At 67.6% G+C, this 22,885-nt stretch carries 19 protein-coding genes; 10 read left to right on the top strand and 9 right to left on the bottom strand.

What is annotated here, in order from left to right:
- Nucleotide 1: 1 nt before the first annotated feature.
- Nucleotides 2-850 (bottom strand): LLM class F420-dependent oxidoreductase, encoded by an 849-nt coding sequence (locus PGN27_RS09510; RefSeq protein ID WP_335325905.1) that lies wholly within the window; start codon nt 848-850, stop codon nt 2-4.
- A gap of 114 nt (nt 851-964) precedes the next feature.
- Here PGN27_RS09510 and sfnG point away from each other — a divergent pair, with 114 nt between their 5' ends.
- The 6 genes from sfnG (at nt 965) to PGN27_RS09480 (ending at nt 8,083) form a co-directional block, all read left to right on the top strand.
- Nucleotides 965-2,095 (top strand): dimethylsulfone monooxygenase SfnG, encoded by a 1,131-nt coding sequence (gene sfnG / locus PGN27_RS09505; protein ID WP_335325904.1) that lies wholly within the window; start codon nt 965-967, stop codon nt 2,093-2,095.
- A 56-nt stretch (nt 2,096-2,151) separates the two neighbouring features.
- A complete protein-coding gene (locus PGN27_RS09500; RefSeq protein WP_335325903.1) occupies nt 2,152-3,030 on the top strand; it encodes a DUF5336 domain-containing protein in 879 nt (292 codons plus the stop codon).
- Nucleotides 3,031-3,102: 72 nt separating this feature from the next.
- Nucleotides 3,103-4,560, top strand: coding sequence for a cell division protein PerM (locus PGN27_RS09495; protein WP_335328685.1), 1,458 nt, complete (start codon nt 3,103-3,105; stop codon nt 4,558-4,560).
- 10 nt (nt 4,561-4,570) lie between these two features.
- Entirely contained in the window at nt 4,571-5,203 is a 633-nt protein-coding gene (gene purN, locus PGN27_RS09490) for a phosphoribosylglycinamide formyltransferase (RefSeq protein WP_335325902.1), read from the top strand.
- Nucleotides 5,200-6,762 carry a bifunctional phosphoribosylaminoimidazolecarboxamide formyltransferase/IMP cyclohydrolase gene (gene purH, locus PGN27_RS09485; protein WP_335325901.1) on the top strand — a complete coding sequence of 521 codons (1,563 nt, stop codon included), beginning with the start codon at nt 5,200-5,202 and terminating at the stop codon, nt 6,760-6,762. Before purN ends, purH begins: the two co-directional genes overlap by 4 nt.
- Before the next feature lie 85 nt (nt 6,763-6,847).
- Nucleotides 6,848-8,083: an IS30 family transposase gene (locus PGN27_RS09480; RefSeq protein WP_418888576.1), complete on the top strand. Its 1,236-nt coding sequence runs from the start codon at nt 6,848-6,850 to the stop codon at nt 8,081-8,083.
- A 73-nt stretch (nt 8,084-8,156) separates the two neighbouring features.
- On the opposite strand, the gene PGN27_RS09475 is transcribed toward PGN27_RS09480, so the two are convergent.
- Complete coding sequence (locus tag PGN27_RS09475) at nt 8,157-9,164, bottom strand: alpha/beta hydrolase (RefSeq protein ID WP_335325900.1); 1,008 nt, start codon at nt 9,162-9,164, stop codon at nt 8,157-8,159.
- Nucleotides 9,165-9,258: 94 nt separating this feature from the next.
- Here PGN27_RS09475 and PGN27_RS09470 point away from each other — a divergent pair, with 94 nt between their 5' ends.
- The gene (locus PGN27_RS09470; RefSeq protein ID WP_335325899.1) at nt 9,259-10,650 is read left to right on the top strand and encodes a sigma 54-interacting transcriptional regulator; all 1,392 of its coding nucleotides are present in this window, start codon (nt 9,259-9,261) and stop codon (nt 10,648-10,650) included.
- The gene (locus PGN27_RS09465; RefSeq protein ID WP_335325898.1) at nt 10,643-12,607 is read left to right on the top strand and encodes a vWA domain-containing protein; all 1,965 of its coding nucleotides are present in this window, start codon (nt 10,643-10,645) and stop codon (nt 12,605-12,607) included. The genes PGN27_RS09470 and PGN27_RS09465 overlap by 8 nt, the downstream gene beginning before the upstream one ends.
- Before the next feature lie 58 nt (nt 12,608-12,665).
- On the opposite strand, the gene PGN27_RS09460 is transcribed toward PGN27_RS09465, so the two are convergent.
- The 7 genes from PGN27_RS09460 to PGN27_RS09430 form a co-directional block, all read right to left on the bottom strand.
- Complete coding sequence (locus PGN27_RS09460; RefSeq protein ID WP_335325897.1) at nt 12,666-13,241, bottom strand: DUF1707 SHOCT-like domain-containing protein; 576 nt, start codon at nt 13,239-13,241, stop codon at nt 12,666-12,668.
- A 106-nt stretch (nt 13,242-13,347) separates the two neighbouring features.
- Complete coding sequence (locus PGN27_RS09455) at nt 13,348-14,103, bottom strand: enoyl-CoA hydratase family protein (RefSeq protein ID WP_418888575.1); 756 nt, start codon at nt 14,101-14,103, stop codon at nt 13,348-13,350.
- A 2-nt stretch (nt 14,104-14,105) separates the two neighbouring features.
- Nucleotides 14,106-15,266: an acyl-CoA dehydrogenase family protein gene (locus tag PGN27_RS09450; protein WP_335325896.1), complete on the bottom strand. Its 1,161-nt coding sequence runs from the start codon at nt 15,264-15,266 to the stop codon at nt 14,106-14,108.
- Nucleotides 15,263-17,227, bottom strand: a complete 1,965-nt coding sequence (locus PGN27_RS09445; protein ID WP_335325895.1) for an acetyl/propionyl/methylcrotonyl-CoA carboxylase subunit alpha — start codon at nt 17,225-17,227, stop codon at nt 15,263-15,265. The genes PGN27_RS09450 and PGN27_RS09445 overlap by 4 nt, the downstream gene beginning before the upstream one ends.
- 67 nt (nt 17,228-17,294) lie before the next feature.
- Nucleotides 17,295-18,890 carry an acyl-CoA carboxylase subunit beta gene (locus PGN27_RS09440; RefSeq protein WP_335325894.1) on the bottom strand — a complete coding sequence of 532 codons (1,596 nt, stop codon included), beginning with the start codon at nt 18,888-18,890 and terminating at the stop codon, nt 17,295-17,297.
- A complete protein-coding gene (locus tag PGN27_RS09435; RefSeq protein ID WP_335325893.1) occupies nt 18,887-20,035 on the bottom strand; it encodes an acyl-CoA dehydrogenase family protein in 1,149 nt (382 codons plus the stop codon). The genes PGN27_RS09440 and PGN27_RS09435 overlap by 4 nt, the downstream gene beginning before the upstream one ends.
- A gap of 13 nt (nt 20,036-20,048) precedes the next feature.
- The gene (locus tag PGN27_RS09430) at nt 20,049-21,752 is read right to left on the bottom strand and encodes an acyclic terpene utilization AtuA family protein (RefSeq protein ID WP_335325892.1); all 1,704 of its coding nucleotides are present in this window, start codon (nt 21,750-21,752) and stop codon (nt 20,049-20,051) included.
- Nucleotides 21,753-21,963: 211 nt separating this feature from the next.
- Between PGN27_RS09430 and rpmF the strand changes: the two genes are divergently transcribed.
- A complete protein-coding gene (gene rpmF / locus PGN27_RS09425) occupies nt 21,964-22,137 on the top strand; it encodes a 50S ribosomal protein L32 (RefSeq protein WP_023986216.1) in 174 nt (57 codons plus the stop codon).
- A gap of 50 nt (nt 22,138-22,187) precedes the next feature.
- Nucleotides 22,188-22,877 carry a response regulator transcription factor gene (locus PGN27_RS09420; RefSeq protein WP_335325891.1) on the top strand — a complete coding sequence of 230 codons (690 nt, stop codon included), beginning with the start codon at nt 22,188-22,190 and terminating at the stop codon, nt 22,875-22,877.
- Nucleotides 22,878-22,885: the final 8 nt, after the last annotated feature.

The raw sequence follows: 22,885 nt of genomic DNA, 5'->3' as shown, positions 1-22,885 counted from the left end.
CTCACACCAGCTGGGCGAGCTTCCCGGCCAGCCGCTCCACATAGGCGCCGACCTCGGCCTCGGATTTGTCCGGCAGGCCGAACAGCACCTCGGTGACCCCGAGATCCCGCCAGTGGGCCAGCTTTTCGGGATCGGGCTTGAAGTCCAATGCAACGATCTGCGGGGCACCGTCCCGGTCGGCAGCGGCCCAGGTGTCCTGCAGCAGCTTGACCGGCTCGTCGATGGTGAAATCGCGCGGGGTGGTGATCCACCCATCGGCCGATCGGGCGATCCACTTGAAGTTCTTCTCGGTGCCCGCGGCCCCGACCAGCACCGGGATATGCGACTGCACCGGCTTGGGCCACGCCCAGGACGGGCCGAAGTTGACGAATTCGCCGTCGTACTCCGCCTCCTCCTGCGTCCACAGTGCGCGCATCGCCTCCAGGTACTCGCGCAGCATGGTGCGCCGCCGCCCCGGCGGAACCTTGTGATCGGCCAATTCGTCAGTGTTCCAACCGAATCCGACACCCAGGCTGACCCGGCCGCCGGAGAGGTGATCCAACGTCGCGATCGACTTGGCCAGCGTGATCGGATCATGCTCGACGGGCAGCGCGACCGCGGTGGACAGTCGCACCCGGCTGGTGACCGCCGCGGCGGTGCCCAGTGACACCCACGGATCCAGGGTGCGCATGTACCGGTCGTCGGGCAGCGATTCATCACCGGTGGTGGGGTGCGCGGCTTGGCGCTTGATCGGGATGTGGGTGTGCTCAGGCACGTAGAAGGTGGTGAAGCCGTGGTCATCGGCCAGCTTGGCCGCAGCTGCCGGGGCGATGCCGCGGTCACTGGTGAAGAGAACGAGCCCGTAGTCCATGACCAGAATTAGAACGTGTTCTAGTCCGTCGGCGCAAGGCCGACGCCCGATCATTACGCTCAGCACGATCCTTACCGGTGACGGGCGAGGGCCCGGAATGCTGCCATGGCAACCATGACGACCGAACGCATCGCCGATCACACCACGTTCGCCTACTGGGTGCCCAACGTCAGCGGTGGCCTGGTCACCAGCGATATCGAGCAGCGCACCGACTGGAACTACGAGTACAACAAGAAGCTGGCCCAGACCGCGGAGAACAACGGTTTTGAGTACGCGCTGTCCCAGGTCCGCTACGAGGCCAGCTACGGGGCGGAGTACCAGCACGAGTCGACGAGCTTCAGCCTCGCGCTGTTGCTGGCCACCGAGCGCCTCAAGGTGATCGCGGCCGTCCACCCCGGCCTGTGGCAACCGGCAGTGCTGGCCAAACTCGGTGCCACCGCCGACCAACTCTCCGGCGGCCGGTTCGCGGTCAACGTCGTCTCCGGATGGTTCAAGGACGAGTTCACCCATCTGGGCGAGCCGTGGCTCGAACACGACGAGCGCTACCGACGCAGCGCGGAATTCCTGCAGGTGCTGCGCAAGATCTGGACCGAGGACGATGTGGATTTCCGTGGTGACTTCTACCGCATCCACGATTTCACCCTCAAGCCCAAACCGCTGAACACCCCGGCCCGGCCCAACCCGGAACTGTTCCAGGGCGGCAACTCCACCGCCGCCCGGCGCAACGGCGGCTATTACGCGGACTGGTACTTCTCCAACGGAAAGGATTTCGACGGCATCACTGAGCAGGTCGTCGAGGTGCGCGACCACGCCCGCAACGCCGGTCGCGAAGTCAAGGTCGGCCTCAACGGATTCATCATCGCGCGGGACACGGAGAAGGAAGCGAAGGAGACCCTGCGGGAGATCATCGCCAAGGCCAACACGCCGGCCGTCGAGGGATTCCGGTCGGCGGTCCAGCAGGCCGGAAACTCCACCGGGGACAAGAAGGGCATGTGGGCCGATTCCTCCTTCGAGGACCTGGTCCAGTACAACGACGGATTCCGGACCCAGCTCATCGGCACCCCCGAACAGATCGCCGAACGCATCGCCGCCTACCGCAAGCGCGGCGTCGACCTGATCCTCGGCGGGTTCCTCCACTTCCAGGAGGAAATCGAGTACTTCGGCGCCAAAGTGCTGCCGCTCGTCCGCGAAATCGAGGCCTCCGAGAGTGCGGTCGCCGACAGCCCGGTGCTCGTATCGGCCTGAGCCGGCTCCCAGGCCGGTGCGCTAGCGTGGGTCGAAATCGCCCACACAGGAGAGTCATGACCTACCCACCCGGTAGCCCCGGATATTCGCCTGCACAGCAGGGCAACCAGTACATCGCGCCGACGCAGCAGTTCGGCAAGGTAGGGGAGCCCGAGCAGACCGGACCCAGCAAGCTGCCCGCGTACCTGAGCGCGGCGGTGGCGGTGTTCGGTCTGGGCACCTACGTCTTCAACTTCGGACCGCTGCTGACCATCAGCAACTCCGATTTCCCGCAGTTCGGCAGTGCCAGCGGCAGCACCCCGGGCCTCGGCCTCGCCGTCGCGGCGTCGGTGCTGGCCGCTCTGCTGGCCGCCATCGGCCTGCTGCCCAAGCAGAAGACACGGGCGGGCCTGGTGGCCGTGGTAGCCACGCTGTCCTTCTTGCTGGTGCTCTCCGAGGTCATCAACGCCCCGACCGGTCTGTCGATCGGCTGGGGGCTGTACCTGATCATCGCCACCACGCTGTTCCAGGCCGGTGCGGCGATCGCGGCACTGCTGTTCGACGCCGAGGTGCTCACCCCGCCGGCGCCCAAGCCGCGCTATGAGCAGCCCTATGGCCAGTACGGTCAGCCTCCCTACGGTTACGGGCAGCCCCAGCAGTACGGCCAGCCCCAGCAGCGTCCGGGCTATCCGACGCCGTACGGCTCCTACCCCGGCGGCCCGTCCACCGGCGGTTTCTCCGGTGCCGGATCGGCCGGTTCCTACAGCGACGCCAACACCGACTCGCACGCCGCGGGTGGGCACTCCGGACCGCCCACCCCGCCTACCGGTTTCCCGGCCTTCGGACAGCCGCAGCAGCAGGGATCGTCAGCGCCGACCACCGCGGTGCCGACCCAATCGCCGACACCGCCCACGCAGTCCGAGTCCACGCCGCAATCCGGGCCGCCGTCGTCGTAGTCTGGGCGTCGCGTGCCCGGGCAGCGGGGATCGGGCATGCGTGATACCAGCGTGCGAGGAGCGACCCAGCTAGTGGACAACCGATCGGTCGGCACCCGGCAGGCCCGTGACCTGCTGCGGGTGGCGTTCGGGCCGTCGGTTGCCGCGCTGGGCATCATCGCCGCGATCACGCTGCTGCAGCTGTTGATTGCCAACAGCGATATGACCGGCGCGTTCGGCGCCATCGCCAGCATGTGGCTCGGTGTGCACCAGGTCCCGGTGTCGATCGGCGGCCGGGAGCTCGGCGTGATGCCGCTGCTGCCGGTCCTGCTGATGGTGTGGGCCACCGCGCGCACCACCGCGGCCGCCTCGGCGCGATCGTCGTGGTTCGTCATCCGCTGGGTGGCGGCCTCGGCGCTCGGCGGACCGCTGCTCATCGCGGCGATCGCGCTGGCCGTGATCCACGACGCATCCTCGGTCATCACCCAGCTGCAGACGCCCGACGCGACGCGTGCCTTCGCCGGCGTCTTCCTGGTGCACCTCTTCGGTGTGCTGGTCGGCGTCGGAATGACCGGACGCCTGGCCGGCCTGCCGTGGCTACCGCGCTGGCTGCCCGAGGCGCTGCGCGCCGCGGCCACCGGTGTGCTCGCCCTGCTCGGACTGTGCGGTGTGGTGGCCGTCGGCTCGATCGTCGTGCACTGGGGAACCATGCACGACCTCTTCGGGATCACCGACTCGATGTTCGGTCAGCTGAGCCTCGCCCTGCTTTCAGTGCTGTACATCCCGAACGTGCTGGTGGGCACGGCGGCCGTGGCCGTCGGTTCCAGCGCCCACATCGGGCTGGCGACATTCAGCTCGTTCACCGTGCTGGGTGGTGACATCCCGGCGGTACCGGTGCTGGCAGCGTTGCCGACGCCACCGCTCGGCCCGGTCTGGGTGGCGCTGCTGATCGTGGCGGCCGTGGCGGCCGTCGCGTTGGGGCAGCAGTGCGCCCGCCGCCCCGCACCATGGCCGATCGCGCTGGCCAAGCTCGGCGTCGCCGCGGCGGCCGCAGCGCTGACCATGGCACTGCTCGGTTATGCCGGCGGCGGTCGGCTGGGCAACTTCGGTGACGTCGGGGTAGACCAGACCACCTTCGGTCCGGCTGTATTCCTGTGGTTCACCGTGATCGGCGGGCTGACCGTGGTCATGGCAGGCGGCCTGACACGGCGACCCAAGCCGGTGAAACCCGTTCCCGCTCCCGAACCAGACCCCGTCGACGAGGACGCGATCACCGAGGTCATCGTCGACGGCGAATGGCGTTCCGAGCATCCCGACGATGTCATCGACGCCGAGGTGATCATCGATGCCGAGATCGATGACTCCGCGGTCCGTGACTTCGCGGTCCATGACGACAAGGTGCTCGGCGACCCCGACTATCTCGACGCCGAGATCGTCGAGGCACCGGCCCCCGGTGACGACGACCCGCTGCTGGATCCCGAGGAACACTTCATGGTCGACGGTGACATTCCCGACGTGGTCGCCGAAAAGCGACGCGAGCAGGACGACTAGGCTGCTGCGCGTGTCGCAGCCACCGTTCCGAGTGCCGCCCAGCGCACCGGCTCGGCTGGTGGTGCTGGCGTCGGGGACCGGTTCCCTGCTCGAGGCACTGGTGCGCGCCGCGGTCGGCGACTACCCGGCGCGCGTCGTCGCCGTCGGGACCGACCGGACCTGTCCGGCGCTGCAGATCGCCGAGGACGCCGGACTCCCGTCGTTCCGGCTGCGCGTCGGCGATCATGCCGACAGGAGCGCCTGGGATGCCGCGCTCACCGCGGCTGTCGCCGAGCACGAGCCCGATCTGGTGGTCAGTGCAGGGTTCATGAAGATCCTGGGACCGCAGTTCCTCGAGCGCTTCCACGGCCGGGTGGTCAACACCCATCCGGCGTTGCTGCCCGCGTTTCCCGGCGCCCACGCCGTCGCCGACGCCCTGGAGCACGGGGTGCGGGTGAGCGGGTGCACCGTGCACCTGGTGGACTCCGGGGTGGACACCGGGCCGATCCTGGCGCAGCAGGCGGTACCGGTACGCGACGATGACACCGAAGAGACCTTGCACGAGCGCATCAAGACCGCCGAACGGGCGTTGTTGGTGGACGTGCTGGCCGCGCTGGCGACGCGCGGCCTGACCTGGAGCGGACGAAAGGCAATCCTGGGATGAGCGAACGTAAGCCGATTCGGCGGGCGTTGATCAGTGTGTACGACAAGACCGGTCTGGCCGATCTCGCCCGTGGGCTGCACGCCGCGGGGGTGAGCATTGTCTCGACCGGGTCGACCGCGAAAACCATTGCCGACGCCGGTGTTCCGGTGACCCCGGTCGAGGATGTCACCGGCTTCCCCGAGGTGCTCGACGGCCGGGTCAAGACACTGCACCCCAAGGTGCACGCCGGTCTGCTGGCCGACCTGCGCAAGCCCGAACACGAGAGCGCGCTGACCGAGCTGGGGATCGCCCCGTTCGAGCTCGTCGTGGTGAACCTGTATCCGTTCAGCGAGACGGTGGCCTCCGGCGCCGCGCCCGACGAGTGCGTCGAGCAGATCGACATCGGCGGCCCGTCGATGGTGCGCGCCGCGGCCAAGAACCACCCGAGCGTGGCCGTCGTGGTAGACCCGCTCGGCTATGACGGTGTGCTGGCCGCCGTGCGCGATGGCGGCTTCACCTTGGCCGAGCGGAAGAAGCTGGCCGCGTTGGCCTTCCAGCACACCGCCGAGTACGACGTCGCGGTGGCGAGCTGGATGGTCTCGGTGCTGGCCCCCGAAGACGATGCGTCGGCCCTGCCGCGTTGGGTCGGGTCCACCTCGCGGCGCACCGCAGTGCTGCGTTACGGCGAGAACCCGCATCAGCGCGCGGCCCTCTACCGGGACGCCTCGGCCTGGCCGGGCCTGGCCCAGGCCGAGCAGCTGCACGGCAAGGAGATGTCCTACAACAACTACACCGATGCCGATGCGGCATGGCGCGCGGCGTTCGACCATGAGCAGACCTGTGTGGCGATCATCAAGCACGCCAACCCCTGTGGCATCGCGGTGTCGACGACGTCGGTCGCCGATGCGCATGCCAAGGCGCATGCCTGCGATCCGCTCTCGGCGTTCGGCGGGGTGATCGCCACCAATACCACCGTCAGCGTGGAGATGGCCGAAACGGTGGCCGATATCTTCACCGAGGTGATCGTCGCGCCGGCGTATGAGCCCGGCGCGGTCGAGGTGCTGTCCAAGAAGAAGAACATCCGCATCCTGGTCGCCGGTGAACCCGAGGGCACCGCCACCGAGTTGCGCCCGATCAGTGGTGGCCTGCTGGTCCAGCAGCGTGATGCCCTCGATGCCGAGGGTGACGATCCGAACAACTGGACGCTGGCCACCGGCGAGGCGGCCGATCCGCAGACACTGGCCGATCTGGTCTTCGCCTGGCGGGCCGGCCGGGCAGTCAAATCCAATGCGATCGTGATCGCCAAGGACGGCGCCACCGTCGGGGTCGGCATGGGGCAGGTCAACCGGGTGGACGCCGCCCGGCTGGCCGTCGAGCGGGCGGGGGAGCGCACCCAGGGCGCGGTGGCCTCCTCCGATGCGTTCTTCCCGTTCCCTGATGGGCTGCAGACTCTGATCGATGCCGGGGTGAAAGCTGTTGTGCACCCGGGTGGTTCGGTGCGTGATGACGAGGTGACCGCCGCCGCCACAGCCGCCGGGATCACGCTGTACCTGACCGGGGCCCGGCACTTCGCCCACTAGGTCTCTGGCCGAGTGGCCACTTATGACACGGTTCCGCCGGGCGGTTTCAAGGGGTGGTTGCAACAGGTCCCTGTGAGGAGCTGTTGTGCGCCCGTCCAAATCGTCTCGTCTTCGTCGTCGGTTCTGGGAGGAAATCCGTAGCGGGTTGATCGTGAGTGAAGCCGCTGTGGCAGTCGGCGTGTCGCTGAACTCGGGTTTGCGGTGGTTTGCCGATGCTGGCGGGGTGAGACCTCAGTTACCCGATGGTCAACCTCGCCGGCGGCCGCGACTGTCCTTTGAAGAGCGCGAGGAAATCGCGTTAGGAGTGGCGGCCAAAGAATCAATTCGGTGTATCGCTCAACGCCTTGGCCGGGCGCCGTCGATGATCTCGCGGGAGATCGCTGTCAACGGCGGATGCCGAGGTCGTACGGGCTATCGGTCCCGATATCGCTTCGGTGCGTCATGGCGCGGTGGGCATGATCCGCGTCCCCGCTACAAGGCCACTGTCGCGCACGACCGCAGCGTCACCCGCGCCGCGCGACCGAAGCCGCGCAAGCTGGATCTGTGCACGACCCTGCGTGAGGTGGTGCAGACTCGACTCACCGACGAGTTTCACAGTCCGGCCCAGATCGCTGCCCGGTTGCGGCTGGACTTCCCTGATATTGCGGAGATGTGGGTGTCACACGAAGCGATCTACCAGGCAATATACGTCCAAGGCAAAGGCAATCTGCGGCGCGATCTGCACACCTACCTGCGGACCGGGCGTGCGATACGCCACCCGCGCAGACGACCCGGGCAGCGCCGCGCACGTATCCCTGGCATGGTCAGCATCAGTGAACGGCCTGCCGAGGTCGAGGACCGCGCCATCCCCGGGCACTGGGAGGGGGATCTGATCATCGGAAGCACCGCCTCCGGGTCGGCGATCGGCACTCTGGTGGAACGCAGCACCCGGTTCACCCTCTTGTTGCACCTGCCCGGTGATCACACCGCGGCGACCGTGCAAGAGGCGATCGTGGCCAAGATGGGCCAGTTGCCGGCGCTGCTGGGTAAATCATTGACCTGGGATCAGGGCAGCGAATTGGCCAACCATCTGGCCATCGCTGAGGCGACAGATCTCGACATCTATTTCTGCGACCCGCACTCACCATGGCAGCGCGGAACCAACGAAAACACCAACGGTCTGCTGCGCCAATGGTTTGCCAAAGGCACTGACCTATCGGTGTTTCCCCCCGACTACCTCGACTACGTCGCCACCAAACTCAACAACCGACCCCGCCAGACACTGGGCTGGAAAACACCAGCCGAAGCACTCCACGAACTACTCTGCAACCCGACCGATTAACCCACTGTTGCAACGACCCCTTGAAACCGCCCCGAGAATGCGTGCCACAAGTGGCCCCTCGGCGGGACTGAGGTCAGGCGGCCTTGCTGGCCTCGGTGGTGACGTGTTCGACGAACGAGGCGATCTCGTCGATGGCCCGGCGGGCGTCGGGGTTGACGTCGAAGGTCAGCTGGAACATGTGCATCGCCTTGTCCCACACCTGAACCCAGACAGGCACCCCGGCGGCCTTGAGCTGATCGGCCAGCACGAAGGTGTCGTTGCGCAGCATCTCGTTGGTGCCGATCTGCAACAGGAACGGGCCCAGGCCCTTGGCGTTGGCCTCGGCGGGCATGATCGGCACCGGGCGGGTGCCGTTCACCGTCGCGAAGACGTCATAGATGAACTTGACCGTCATGAACGGGAAGAGCACATCCCGATGTTGTTTGAGTGCCTGGTATTTCAGATCCATATCGGCAGAGGTCAACGCCGACAACAGGATCTGGCCGGCTGGTACCGGTAGTCCGGCATCGCGCACGGCCAGTGCGGTGTCGGCCGCGATCAGACCGCCCGCCGAGTCGCCGGCCAGCACGATGCGGTTCGGTGCGAAGCCGAGGTCCAGGGCGCGCCGGTAGGCATCCACCCCGTCCTCGACGGCCTCCTCGATCGCGGCCTGGGGTGCCAGGCGGTAGCCCACGTTGAGCACCTTGGCACCGGTGGCTGCCGACAACTTTGAGACGAACCGGCGATGTGAGTTCAGCCCGAGGGTGACCAGCGCCGAACCGTGGAAGTAGATGATCAGGTCGGTGGACGTGCCGGCGCCGGGAGCGCTCACCCATTCGGCCGGACAGTGCGGCAGCGATTCGCGGGTGACCGTGGTTCCGGGCAGGGCGGAGATCACCCGCATCGGCCGGTCGATGACGTCCAGATGCGCCCGCTGCAGGCCCGCGGGCCAGAGTCGATTGACCAGCAGGCCGATCAGGGTGGACAACCCGAGCACGGGGCGAAGGGTCAGCGCGGTGAGCACACCCAGCACCCGCGACTGCCAGGACGCGGGCCCGAAGTGCGTCGTCATCGGCCGGTCATGCCATTCGAGCAAGTTCACGGTACCGAGGGTACTGGGTAGTTCGCGGCAAGCGAAAACCGGCATTCGCCCGGTGACCATGCCTGCGGTCGACAGCAGTCGTAGCGTGGAGGTCGTGACGTCACCTAACGACTTGCCCCGCACTCTCGGCGAACTGCGCGCCTCCGGCCACGTCGAGCGCGGGATCAAGGACGAGATCCGGGCCAACCTGCTGGCCCGGTTGTCCGATGGCGAAGAGGGCACCGCGATCTGGCCCGGGCTTTTCGGGTTCGAGGACACGGTGCTGCCTCAGGTCGAACGCGCCCTGATCGCCGGCCACGATTTCGTCCTGCTCGGCGAGCGCGGGCAGGGCAAGACCCGGTTGCTGCGTTCGCTGGTCGGACTGCTCGACGAATGGACCCCGGTGATCGAGGGCTCCGAGCTGCACGAGCACCCGTACTCGCCGATCACACCCGAGCAGATCCGGCGTGCCGCCACCTCCGGTGACGATCTGCCGGTCGCCTGGGTGCACCGTAGCGAGCGGTACACCGAGAAGCTGGCCACCCCCGACACCAGCGTCGCCGACCTCGTCGGCGATATCGACCCCATCAAGGTGGCCGAGGGGCGCAGTCTCGGCGATCCGGAAACCATTGCCTACGGCCTCATCCCGCGCGCACACCGCGGCATCGTCGCCGTCAACGAACTGCCCGATCTGGCCGAGCGCATCCAGGTGTCCATGCTCAACGTGATGGAGGAGCGCGACATCCAGGTACGCGGGTACACCCTGCGGCTGCCGCTGGACGTGCTGGTGGTCGCCAGCGCCAACCCCGAGGACTACACCAACCGCGGCCGGATCATCACCCCACTCAAGGACCGCTTCGGCGCCGAGATCCGCACCCATTACCCACTCGAACTCGACGCCGAGGTCGCCGTCATCGCCCAGGAGGCGCATCTGAGCGCCGAGGTCCCGGAGTATCTGCTCGCCGTGGTGGCCCGATTCGCCAGGGCGTTGCGCGAGTCCACGGCCGTCGACCAGCGCTCGGGGGTGTCGGCCCGGTTCGCCATCGCCGCGGCCGAGACCGTCGCGGCCTCGGCGCGCCACCGCGCCGCCATCCTCGGCGAGCAGGATCCGGTGGCACGCGTCGTCGACCTCGGCACCGTCATCGACGTGCTGCGCGGGAAGCTGGAGTTCGAGTCCGGTGAGGAGGGCCGCGAGCAGGCGGTGATGGAGCACCTGCTGCGCCGCGCCACAGCCGACACCGCGGCCAGGGCGCTGGGCGGGCTGGACGTGGGGCCGCTGGTCGCGGCGGTCGAAGAGGGCTCGCCGGTGACCACCGGTGAGCGGGTCAGTGCCAAGGATGTGCTCGCCGCGCTGCCGGAGCTGGAGGTCATCGACCAGATCGCCGAACGCCTCGACGCCCGCACCGAAGGGCAGCGCGCCGCCGCGGTGGAGCTGGCGCTGGAAGGCCTGTATCTGGCCAAGCGGATCGACAAGACCTCCGATGATGGTGAAACCGTCTATGGCTAAACACAATTCGCGGTATTCGCGCTATACCGGCGGGCCGGACCCGTTGGCGCCGCCGGTCGATCTTCGTGAGGCGCTGGATCAGATCGGTGAGGACGTGATGTCCGGCGCGTCCCCGCGGAGGGCCTTGCAGGAGCTGATGCGACGCGGTACCGCCTCGATGCCGGGCGCGGACAAGCTGGCCGCCGAGGCCCACCGTAGGCGCCGGGAACTCTTACAGCGCAACAACCTCGACGGCACCCTCGCCGAGGTCAAGAAGTTGCTCGACGAGGCCGTGCTGGCCGAGCGCAAGGAACTGGCCCGGGCGCTGGACGACGACGCCCGATTCGGTGAGATGCAGATGGAGGCGCTGTCGCCGTCACCGGCCAAGGCCGTCCAGGAGCTCGCCGATTACGACTGGCGCTCGGCCGAAGCCCGGCAGAAGTACGACCAGATCCAGGATCTGCTCGGCCGCGAGATGCTCGACCAGCGGTTCGCCGGGATGAAGGACGCACTGCAGAACGCCACCGACGAAGACCGCGCCGCCATCAACAAGATGCTCGACGACCTCAACGACCTCCTGGAAAAGCACGCCAGGGGAGAGGACACCGACGAGGATTTCGAGAAGTTCATGGCCGAACACGGCCAACACTTCCCGGAGAACCCGCGCAATGTCGACGAGCTGATGGATTCGTTGGCCAAGCGCTCCGCGGCCGCCCAACGGTTCCGCAACAGCCTGTCCGAATCCCAGCGCGCGGAGTTGGATGCGTTGGCCCAACAGGCCTTCGGTTCCCCGTCGCTGATGAATGCGCTGAGCCGGCTGGACGCCAACCTGCAGGCCGCCCGTCCCGGTGAGGACTGGAACGGTTCGCAGGAGTTCCGTGGCGAGGATCCGCTGGGCATGGGCCAGGGCGCGCAGGCACTCGCCGATATCGCCGAGCTGGAACAGCTGGCCGAACAACTCTCGCAGGGCTACGCCGGAGCCACCATGGAGGACGTCGACCTGGACATGCTGGCCCGCCAGCTCGGCGACGAGGCCGCCGTCAACGCGCGCACACTGGCCGATCTGGAACGAGCACTCACTGAACAGGGGTTCCTGGACCGCGGGTCCGATGGCCAGTTCCGGCTGTCGCCGAAAGCGATGCGCCAGCTCGGGCAGACCGCGCTGCGCGATGTCGCCCAGCGGTTGTCCGGTCGGCATGGCGAGCGGGAGACCCGCCGCGCCGGTGCAGCCGGTGAGCTGACCGGTGCGACCCGGCCGTGGGCGTTCGGGGACACCGAGCCGTGGAACGTCACCCGCACGATCACCAATGCCGTCCTCAGACAAGCCGGTACCGGCACCATCGACGGGCCGGTGCGGATCGGCGTCGAGGATGTCGAGATCTCCGAGACCGAGACCCGCACCCAGTCGGCCGTCGCGCTGCTGGTGGACACCAGCTTCTCGATGGTCATGGAGAACCGGTGGTTGCCGATGAAGCGCACCGCGCTGGCGCTCAACCATCTGGTGAGCACCCGGTTCCGCTCCGATGCGCTGGAGATCATCGCGTTCGGGCGGCATGCGCGCACCGTCAGTGCGGCCGAGCTGACGGCATTGGAAGGGGTGCGGGACCAGGGCACCAACCTGCACCATGCGCTGGCCTTGGCGGCGCGGCATCTGCGCAGGCATCCCAACGCCCAGCCGGTCGTGCTGGTGGTCACCGACGGTGAGCCGACCGCCCACTTGGAGGATTTCGGCGACGGTGCCGAAGCGTTCTTCTACTACCCGCCGCATCCGCGCACGATCGGACTGACCGTGAAGGGTTTCGACGACCTTGCCGCTCTCGGCGCGCAGTTGACGATCTTCCGGCTGGGCAGCGATCCGGGACTGGCCCGGTTCATCGACCAGGTCGCCCGCCGGGTCGGTGGGCGCGTCGTGGTGCCCGATCTCGACGGGCTCGGCGCGGCAGTGGTCGGCGACTATCTGCGCGCTCGGCGCCGTTGATCGGTGCGCTGTTCAGCAAAACAAATGGCGCAGAAGCGCGATTTCCAGCAAACGACGGTCAGCTGTTCTTACGTTTCTTGCGCTTGACGCCGACGCTGCCCCACAGCGAGAACCCGCGGATGGTCACCCGCGGGGCGCCGGGCGTTCCCGGCTCGCCGACATGGTCGAACGACCCCATCACAGCGTGTCCTCGGACCGCGACGTTGACTTCCGGCGGCACCAGGATCGTCTGACCGCCGAAGATGGAGATCGTGTGGATGTCCACATCGGGGGAGGTGAAATCGGCATAACGCAGATCGATGACGCCGCCACCGAACAGTGCGAAGGATGTCAGACGCTTCGGGACGTTCCAGCGACCGCGCCGCTCGAACCCGCTCAAGATCGCCAGGAGCAGGGTCGATGGTGCAGGCCGGCGCGGTCCGCACTGTGAGGTCGTCGCAAAGTCCGGCAGATCGGACGAGAGTCGGGCGAGTTCACCGCGGGTGGTGGCCGCATAGGCCTTGGCCAGTCGCTGCTCGTACTCGTCGACAGTGAGCCGGCCCTGGGCGGCGGCGTCGGTGAGGAGCTGGGCAGCCTGCGCGCGCTCGGCATCACCGGCTCGGGTCGAGCCGGGTTCGGCGGCTGAGGTGCTCATCGCAGACGAGCCTACGACTCATGCTCACGAATGCAAGCTCGTGGGCAAAACTTTTATGGCAAACTTCGCCGCTCGGACGCCTCGCTGGCAAACGACAGCTACCTCCTCATATCCAAGACGGCCTGCGTTTCTGCAGGAAAGCGAGCATGCCTTCGTGCGCCTCCTCGGACACGAACAGCCGCGCCGATTGCTCGGTGAGTACCTCGGCACGTTCGTCGAAGCCGGCCAACACCGACGCGGTGGTGAGCGCCTTGGAGGTCGCGAGTCCTTGCGGCGAAGCCTTCGCGATGCTCGCGGTGAGATCGGCGACCATCGCGGCGACGTCATCGGCGGCGGCGGTGATGAGCCCGATCTGCGCTGCCTCCGCAGGTCCGAACCTCTCCCCGGTGACGAAGTACCGGCCCGCGGCCCGCGCGGTCAGCTTCGGCAGCAGGGTCAGCGAGATGATCGACGGAGCCACCCCGATCCGAGCCTCGGTGAGCGCGAAGGTGCTCGCGGGTCCGGCCACCGCGATATCGCAGGCGGCGACCAGCCCCATACCGCCGGCGCGCACGTGCCCGTCGACCGCGGCGATCACCGGCACCGGCAGCTCCAGGATCGTGCGCAGCAGGCGTGTCATCTCCCGGGCCCGATCGACCGCCACGTCTCCCGGGTCCCGGCCGGCCGCCTCGGACAGGTCGGCGCCCGCGCAGAACGTGGGACCGGTGTGGCCCAGCACCACCGCGCGCACATCGGCGGCCGCCGCGTCGGCGAAGCCCTGATGTAACTGTTCGACCAGCGCGGTGGACAGCGCGTTGTGGTTGTGCGGGGAATTGAGCGTCAGGCGGGCGATCCGGCCCTCGACCGTGTAGTCGACCGGCATCGTCAGTACGACCGGGGGAGACCCAGCGAGGTCTGTGCGACGAAGTTGAGGATCATCTCCCGGCTGACCGGCGCGATACGCGCCAGCCGCGAGGCGGTCAGCACCGAGGCGATGCCGTACTCCTTGGTCAATCCGTTACCGCCGAGGGACTGCACGGCCTGATCGACCGCGCGCACCGACGCCTCACCGGCGGCGTACTTGGCCATGTTCGCCGACTCCGCAGCGCCGAAATCGTCACCGCTGTCGTAGAGCGCCGCGGCCTTCTGCATCATCAGCTTCGCGAGTTCGATCTCGATATGGTTCTGGGCCAACGGATGCGCGATGCCCTGATGCGCGCCGATCGGGGTCTTCCACACCTGGCGGGTCTTGACGTACTCGGTTGCCTTGTTGATGGCGAAACGACCCATCCCGACCGCACTCGCCGCCCCCATGATGCGCTCGGGATTCAACCCGGCGAACAACTGGGCGATGGCGGCATCCTCGCTGCCGACGAGTGCATCCGAGGGCAGCCGGACCTCGTCGAGGAAGACCTGGAATTGGTACTCGGGACTGAGGATCTCCATCTCGATCTTGGTCCAGGACAGGCCGGGGGTATCGGTCGGCACGACGAACAGTGCGGGTTTCAGGTTGCCGGTCTTGTGATCCTCGGTGCGGCCGACGACCAGGATGGCCTGGGCCTGGTCGACACCGGAGATGTACACCTTCTGACCCGAGAGGATCCAGTCGCTGCCGTCACGGCGCGCGGTGGTCGTGATCCTGTGGCTGTTGGAGCCGGCATCGGGTTCGGTGATCGCGAAGGCCATGGTGATCGACCCGTCGGCGATACCGGTGACCCAGTGCTTCTTCTGCTCCTCGGTGCCGAACTTGCTGATGATGGTGCCATTGATCGCGGGGGAGACCACCATCATCAACAGTGGACAACCGCCTGCCGACATCTCCTCCATCACCATCGACAGCTCGTACATGCCGGCGCCACCGCCGCCGTACTCTTCGGGCAGATTGACCCCGATGAAGCCCAGTTTGCCTGCCTCCGACCACAGTTCGTCGGTGTGCTGACCGGCGCGGGCCTTCTCCAGGTAGTAGTCCTGCCCGTAATTGGCGGCCATCGCGGCGACGGCCTTGCGCAGCGCCTGCTGCTCCTCGGTTTCGATGAAGCCGGTCATGACTGTTCTCCTTCTATTCGGGCGAGCACCGCGCCGACCTCGACCTGCTGGCCTGCCTGCACGTTCAGTTCGGCGAGCACACCGTCGCTCGGTGCGGCGATCGTGTGTTCCATCTTCATGGCCTCGAGCCAGATCAACGGTTGTCCGGCGGTCACGGCATCACCGGCGGCGGCGCCGACCCGGACGACCGAGCCCGGCATCGGGGCCAGCAGCGATCCGTGCGCCACCGCCGAGTCTGGATCGGGGAACCGGGGAAGGCTGGTGAGGCGCACGGCACCGCGCGGCGAATCGACGAAAACCTCTGCGCCGTAGCGTGCCACCGCGAAGGTCTGCTCGACACCGCCGACCGACAACACCACCTGTCCCGGACTGGTGGACACCACGTCGACATCATCGCTGTCGGGCAGCTCGATACCATCGCGTCCCACCCGGTAGCGAACAAGGTGCTCCCGGTCGTCGCCATCGCGGAAGACGCGGGTCTGATACCCGGAGAACAGATTGCGCCACCCGCTCGGTGCGGGCCCGAATGCCGTTGCCGTGGAACGATTGTGCGCGGCGTCGGCGAGCGCGGCGGCCAGCGCCGATGTCGCGGCGATGTCCGCGACCGCGGCCAGTCGGTCGAGTCCGTGGGTGTCGAAGAACGCGGTGTCGGTGTCCCCGGCGACGAATGCCGGGTGTCGTAACGCGTTGACCAGCAGGTCGCGGTTGGTGCCGGGGCCGTGAATGACCGCGTGGCCCAGCGCCTCGGCCAGTGCGGCGGCGGCCCGTTCTCGGGTATCGGCGAACGAGATCACCTTGGCCAACATCGGGTCGTAGAACACCGAGATGACCGATCCGTCGAGTACACCGGAATCCAGCCGAATCCCGCTGCGGCCCAGGGTGTCGAACTCGGTGCGAGCGGCCGGGACGGCGAACCGGTGCAATGTTCCGGCCTGTGGTTGCCAGCCCCTGGCCGGGTCCTCGGCATAGAGCCGGGCCTCGATCGAATGTCCGCGGGTCGCCGGGGGTCGGGCATCGAGGCGGACGCCGTCGGCCACGTCGATCTGCAGCGCCACCAGGTCCAGACCGGTGGTCTCCTCGGTGACCGGGTGTTCCACCTGCAGACGGGTGTTCATCTCCAGGAAGTAAAAGTCACCATTGGCCCCCGGATCAGAGCTGGCCATGAACTCGACGGTCCCCGCCCCGGTGTAACCGATCGCCTCGGCGGCCAGTCGGGCGGCCTCGAAGAGCCTGTCGCGCATGCCCGGAGTCCGTTCCACCAGCGGGGACGGTGCCTCTTCGATGACCTTCTGATGCCTGCGCTGGATGGAGCACTCGCGTTCCCCGACGGCCCACACGGTGCCATGCCGATCGGCCATCACCTGCACCTCGATGTGATGACCGGCGGCCAGGTAGCGCTCGCAGAACACGGTGGGATCGCCGAACGCCGACTGCGCCTCGCGTTGGGCCGCGGCCACCTCGGCGGGCAGTTCGGACAGCTCCCGAACCACCCGCATACCGCGGCCGCCACCACCGGCGGACGCCTTGATCAGGACCGGCAACTGGTCGGCTGTGACGGTGTCCGGGACCAGTTCGGCCAGCACCGGTACGCCGGCCGCGGCCATCAACTTCTTGGCCTCGATCTTGGAACCCATGGCCTGCACGGCGGCCACCGGTGGGCCGATCCAGGTCAGGCCGGCATCGGCCACCGCGGCCGCGAATTCGGGGTTCTCGGACAGGAACCCGTAACCGGGATGTACCGCGTCGGCGCCGGCAGCACGCGCCGCGGCGATGAGTTGGGCGCTGTCCAGATAGCCGTTGCGGCCCTCGAGCCGGACCCGGAAGTCGGCCTCGGCGACGTGCGGGGCGCCGGCGTCGGGATCGGTGTACACCGCGACGGTGCCGATCCCGAGACGACGGCAGGTGGTGAACACCCGGCGGGCGATCTCGCCCCGGTTGGCCACGAGGACTCTGCTGATCATCGAACTCCCTCCGCGATGTGGGCGCGTTGATGCTCGGTCAGCGAACGCGAGCGCGCCGAAATCACAGTCACATCCGGAAGACGCCGAAGTTCGACGTCCCCTCGATCGGTCCACTGGCGATGGCGGACAGGCACATTCCGAGCACGGTGCGGGTGTCGCGGGGATCGATCACCCCGTCGTCGTAGAGCCGCCCGGACAGGAACATCGGCAGTGACTCGGCCTCGATCTGCGCCTCGACGGCGGCGCGCAGCGCGGCGTCGGCGGCCTCGTCGACCTGCTGGCCGCGGGCCTCGGCGGCCGCCCTGCTGACGATCGAGAGCACCCCGGCGAGCTGGGTGCCACCCATCACCGCCGATTTGGAACTGGGCCAGGCGAACAGGAAGCGTGGGTCGTAGGCGCGCCCGCACATACCGTAGTGGCCCGCACCGTAGGAAGCGCCGATCAACAGGGAGATGTGCGGCACCGTCGAATTCGAGACGGCATTGATCATCATCGATCCGTGTTTGATCATGCCGCCCTCCTCGTATGCCCTGCCCACCATGTATCCAGTGGTGTTGTGTAGGAACAGCAGTGGCGTGTCGGATCGGTTGGCCAGCTGGATGAACTGGGTGGCCTTCTGGGACTCCTCGGAGAACAGCACCCCGCGGGCATTGGCCAGGATCCCGACCGGATACCCGTAGAGCGTCGCCCAGCCGGTGACCAGTGACGAACCGTACAGCGGCTTGAACTCGTCGAAGTCGGAACCGTCGACGACGCGGGCGATCACATCGCGCGGGTCGAAGGGGATGCGCAGGTCCGCCCCGACGATGCCGAGCAGTTCCTCGGCGTCGTATTCGGGTTCGCGCACCGGTAGTGGTGCCGGGCCCTGCTTGCGCCAGTTCAGCCGCGCGAGGATACGTCTGCCGATCCGGATTGCGTCCAGTTCATCGTTGGCCAGGTAGTCGCCCAGACCCGATGTGCGGGCGTGCATCTCGGCTCCGCCCAGGGACTCGTCATCGGATTCCTCGCCGGTGGCCATCTTGACCAGCGGCGGGCCGGCCAGGAACACCTTCGAGCGATCACGGATCATCACCACGTGGTCGGACATGCCGGGCACGTAGGCGCCACCCGCGGTGGAGTTGCCGAACACCAGGGCGACGGTAGGGATACCGGCCGCCGAGAGCCGGGTCAGGTCACGGAACATCTGCCCGCCCGGGATGAAGATCTCCTTCTGGGTGGGCAGGTCGGCGCCGCCGGACTCGACGAGGGAGATGACCGGAAGCCGGTTCTCCATCGCGATCTGGTTGGCGCGCAAGATCTTCTTGAGCGTCCAGGGGTTGCTGGTGCCGCCCTTGACCGTCGGATCGTTGGCGACGATCAGGCATTCCACGCCCTCGACCGCCCCGATACCCGTGACGACGCTGGCGCCTACGGTGAAATCGCTGCCCCAGGCGGCCAGCGGGCTCAGCTCCAGGAACGGAGAATCGGGGTCGACCAGTAGCTCGACGCGTTCCCGCGCGGTGAGCTTGCCGCGGGCATGGTGACGGTCGACGTACTTGGGGCCACCGCCGGCGAGGCTGCGCTCGTGCTCGGCGGCCAGTTCGGCCAACTTGGCAGCCATGGCGTCGGCGGCCTCGGTGTAGGTCGGCGTCCGCGGGTCGAGGGCGGATTTCAGGCGGGTCATTGGAATCCCAGTGTCTTGGCGGCCAGCGAGGTCAGGATCTCGGTGGTGCCGCCGCCGATACCGAGGATGCGCATATCGCGGTATTGGCGTTCCACCTCGGATTCGGCCATATAGCCCATCCCGCCGAACAATTGCACCGCCTGGTTGGCCACCCACTCGCCGGCCTCGACGGCGGTGTTCTTGGCGAAACACACCTCGGCGATCAGGTTGGTCTCACCCGCCATCTCGCGCTCGACGAGCTGATGGGTGTACACCCGCGCCACGTCGATGCGACGGGCCATATCGGCCAGCGTGTTCTGCACGGCCTGCCGGGAGATCAGTGGTCTGCCGAAGGTCTCACGGTCGCGGCACCACTGCACCGTGAGGTCCAGGCAGCGCTGGGCGCTGGCGTAGGCCTGCGCGGCAAGCCCGACCCGCTCACTGACGAACGCTCCGGCGATCTGGAGGAACCCGGTGTTCTCCGCGCCGACGAGATTCGCGGCGGGCACCCGTACATCGGTGTAGGACAGTTCGGCGGTGTCACTGGACCGCCAGCCCATCTTCTCCAGCTTGCGGCTCACCGCGAAGCCCTCTGACTCCTTGTCGACCACCAGCAGCGACACGCCGGCCGCACCCGGCCCGCCGGTGCGCACCGCCGTCACCACGTAGTCGGCGCGGACACCGGAGGTGATGTAGGTCTTGGCACCGTTGACGATGAAATCGTCACCGTCCCGGACCGCCTTCGTCGTCAGGTGCCCGACGTCGGACCCTCCGCCGGGTTCGGTGATGGCCAGCGATCCGATGAGCTCACCGCTCAGGGTGGGGCGCACGTAGGTGTCGATGAGCCGTTGGTCGCCCGAGGCGATCATGTGTGGAACCGAGATGCCGCAGGTGAACAGCGAGGCGAACACCCCGCCGGGCACGCCGGCCTGATGCAGCTCCTCGCAGATGATCACCGCGTCGGCGCTGTCGCCGCCCCCGCCGCCCACCGATTCCGGGTAGGGCGCACCGAGCAGTCCTGCGGCGCCCGCTGCCAGGTGCAGCTCGCGGGGCAGTTCGCCGGCGCGTTCCCATTCGTCGACATGCGGCAGGATCTCGCGTTCGGCGAACGTACGCACCGTCTTTCGCAAGTCGTCGCGTTCGGGCGCATTCCAGGTGCTCGTCACAAGCTCGTCCTCATCACAACAACTCCTCCGGGATGTCGACGTGTCGGGATCTCAGCCATTCGCCGAGCCCCTTGGCCTGGGGATCGAACCGCGCCTGGTAGGCGACACCTCGGCCGAGGATGTCCTCGATGACGAAGTTGACGGCGCGCAGATTGGGTAGCAGATGCCGGGTGACCGGTAAGTCCGCGGCCTCGGGTAACAGCTCGCGCAACGCGTCGACGGTCAAAAAGTTTGCCAGCCAAGACCATTCGCTATCGGTATTCACCCAGACACCGACGTTCGCCGATCCGCCCTTGTCGCCGCTGCGGGCGCCGGCGATGCGGCCCAATGGTGCGCGCACGGTGGGACCGGCGGCGGGTGGGGCGGGCAGGCCGGGATCCTCGACCGGTGCGAGCTCGCGGGTGTCCGCCGCCGGGGCGATGTCGACGCGGGTGCCGTCGGCGTGCACCGCGGTATGCGGCACCTCGGCCGCGTCGACATACCCGGGGGTGAACAATCCGTACACCTGACCGTCACCGGGAGGAGCGGTCGCGGTGAAGCCGGGATAGCTGGCCAACGCGAGTTCGACTCCGGCGGCGGAGAATTGCCGGCCGACCACCGCCGGGTCCGGATCGCGGACCACACAATGGAGCAAGGCGCTGGCCGTCTCTTCGGTGTCGGCATCGGCATGGTCGGTGCGCGCCAGCGTCCACTCCAGTTCGGCCGGGCGGGTTGTCAACGCGGCTTCGAGCTGGCGGCGCACCAACGCGGCCTTGGCCTCGATGTCCAGCCCGGTGAGTACGAACGTCGTCGCGTTGCGGAATCCGCCGATGCTGTTCAGCGACACCTTCAACGTCGGTGGCGGCGCCTCGCCGCGCACGCCGGACACCCGCACCCGATCGGGCCCGTCCTGGTGCAGCATCACCGAATCCATGCGCAACGTGACGTCGGGGTTGGCATACCGGGCGCCGGTGATCTCGTAGAGCAGTTGGGCGGTGACGGTGCCGGTGTCGACCAGGCCGCCCGTGCCGGGGTGTTTGGTGATGACCGACGAGCCGTCGGCGGAGATCTCGGCGATCGGGAAACCCGGGTGGTCGAGGTCGGGCGGGAAGAAGGCGTAGTTGCCGCCGGTGGCCTGGGTGCCGCATTCGATGATGTGTCCTGCGGCGACGGCGCCTGCCAGCGCGTCGTAGTTGGTGGGTGACCAGTCGAAGTGGGCAGCGGCCGGGCCGACGATGACCGACGCATCGGTGACCCGACCCATCACGACGACATCGGCCCCGGCGTTCAGGCACTCGACGATCCCAAACGCGCCCAGGTAGGCGTTGGCCGACAACACGCCTGGGAAGCCCAGTTCGTCGGCACGCGCCACCAGATCGTCGCCCTCGACGTGCGCGACGTTGACGCTGAGCCCGAGCCGGTCGGCGAGTTCGCGGATGGCGGCGGCCAGGCCCGCCGGATTGAGCCCGCCGGCGTTGGCGACGATCTTCACGCCGCGATCCATCGCCAGGCCCAGATTGGTCTCGAGCTGACGGAGGAAGGTCTTGGCGTAACCCAGATCGGCGTTGCGTGCACGGTCGCGGGCCAGGATGAGCATGGTCAGTTCGGCGAGGTAGTCGCCGGTCAGGTAGTCGAGCTCGCCGCCGGCGAGCATCTCGCCCATGGCCGACATCCGGTCCCCGTAGAAGCCCGAGCAGTTGCCGATCCGTACCGCTTCCGAGGCCACCCACACTCCCATCGAATTTCGACCAACCGGTCAGTAGGTTAACCGGTACCGACGGTATCGCGTCAAGGGGTCGGGCCGGATCCGTCGCCGCGGTCCAGTCTTGCCCAGCCAACGCCCGACGTTGGGCGGTTTGGAGGCATCCGGCGGTGCGGGCTATTCTGTGGTGCACATTGCCGTCGCTGTTTACTGCGCGGCGGAAACCCCGCAAGAGGAGATCTCGATCATGGCTGTGCCCAAGCGCCGGATGTCGCGCTCGAACACCCGTAGCCGCCGCGCGCAGTGGAAGGCCGAGGCTACCGGCCTGGTCACCGTGTCCGTTGCCGGCCAGCAGCGCAAGGTGCCGCGTCGCCTGCTCAAGGCCGCGCGCCTGGGCCTGGTCGACCTCGACCGTAAGTAGGTCGGCGCGCCTCTCAGGTCGCTCTCAGATGGAGGGATGACACTGTGGCTGTGCGCATTCTTGTCGTTGACGATGACCGCGCTGTGCGCGAATCCCTGCGCCGGTCGCTGTCGTTCAATGGTTACTCCGTCGACCTGGCCCAGGACGGTGTCGAAGCCCTCGAGGCCATTTCGAGTGATCGACCGGATGCTGTCGTTCTCGATGTCATGATGCCCAGGCTCGACGGGCTTGAGGTGTGTCGACATCTGCGCAGCACCGGTGATGATCTGCCGATCCTCGTGCTGACCGCGCGTGACTCGGTGTCCGAACGGGTGGCCGGGCTCGATGCCGGGGCCGACGATTACCTGCCCAAACCGTTCGCGCTGGAGGAGTTGCTGGCCCGGATGCGTGCGCTGCTGCGCCGCCGGGCCACCCCCGAGGAGACCGTGGACAACCGGGCGCTGACGTTCTCCGATCTGAGTCTGGACCCGGTGACCCGGGAGGTCACCCGTGGTGAGCGGTCGATAAGCCTGACCCGCACCGAGTTCTCGCTGTTGGAGATGCTCATCGCCAATCCCCGGCGCGTGCTCACCCGTAGCCGGATCCTGGAAGAGGTCTGGGGGTTCGACTTCCCGACCTCGGGCAATGCCCTTGAGGTCTATGTCGGCTACCTGCGCCGCAAGACCGAGGCCGAAGGTGAGCCGCGGCTGATCCACACCGTGCGCGGTGTCGGGTACGTGCTGCGCGAAACCCCGCCGTGAGACTGCGG

This window comes from Mycolicibacterium neoaurum, assembly GCF_036946495.1.
Lineage (GTDB): Bacteria > Actinomycetota > Actinomycetes > Mycobacteriales > Mycobacteriaceae > Mycobacterium > Mycobacterium neoaurum_B.
The sequence above is the reverse complement of the archived record's forward strand: the minus strand, read 5'-3'. Positions and strand labels throughout refer to the sequence as shown.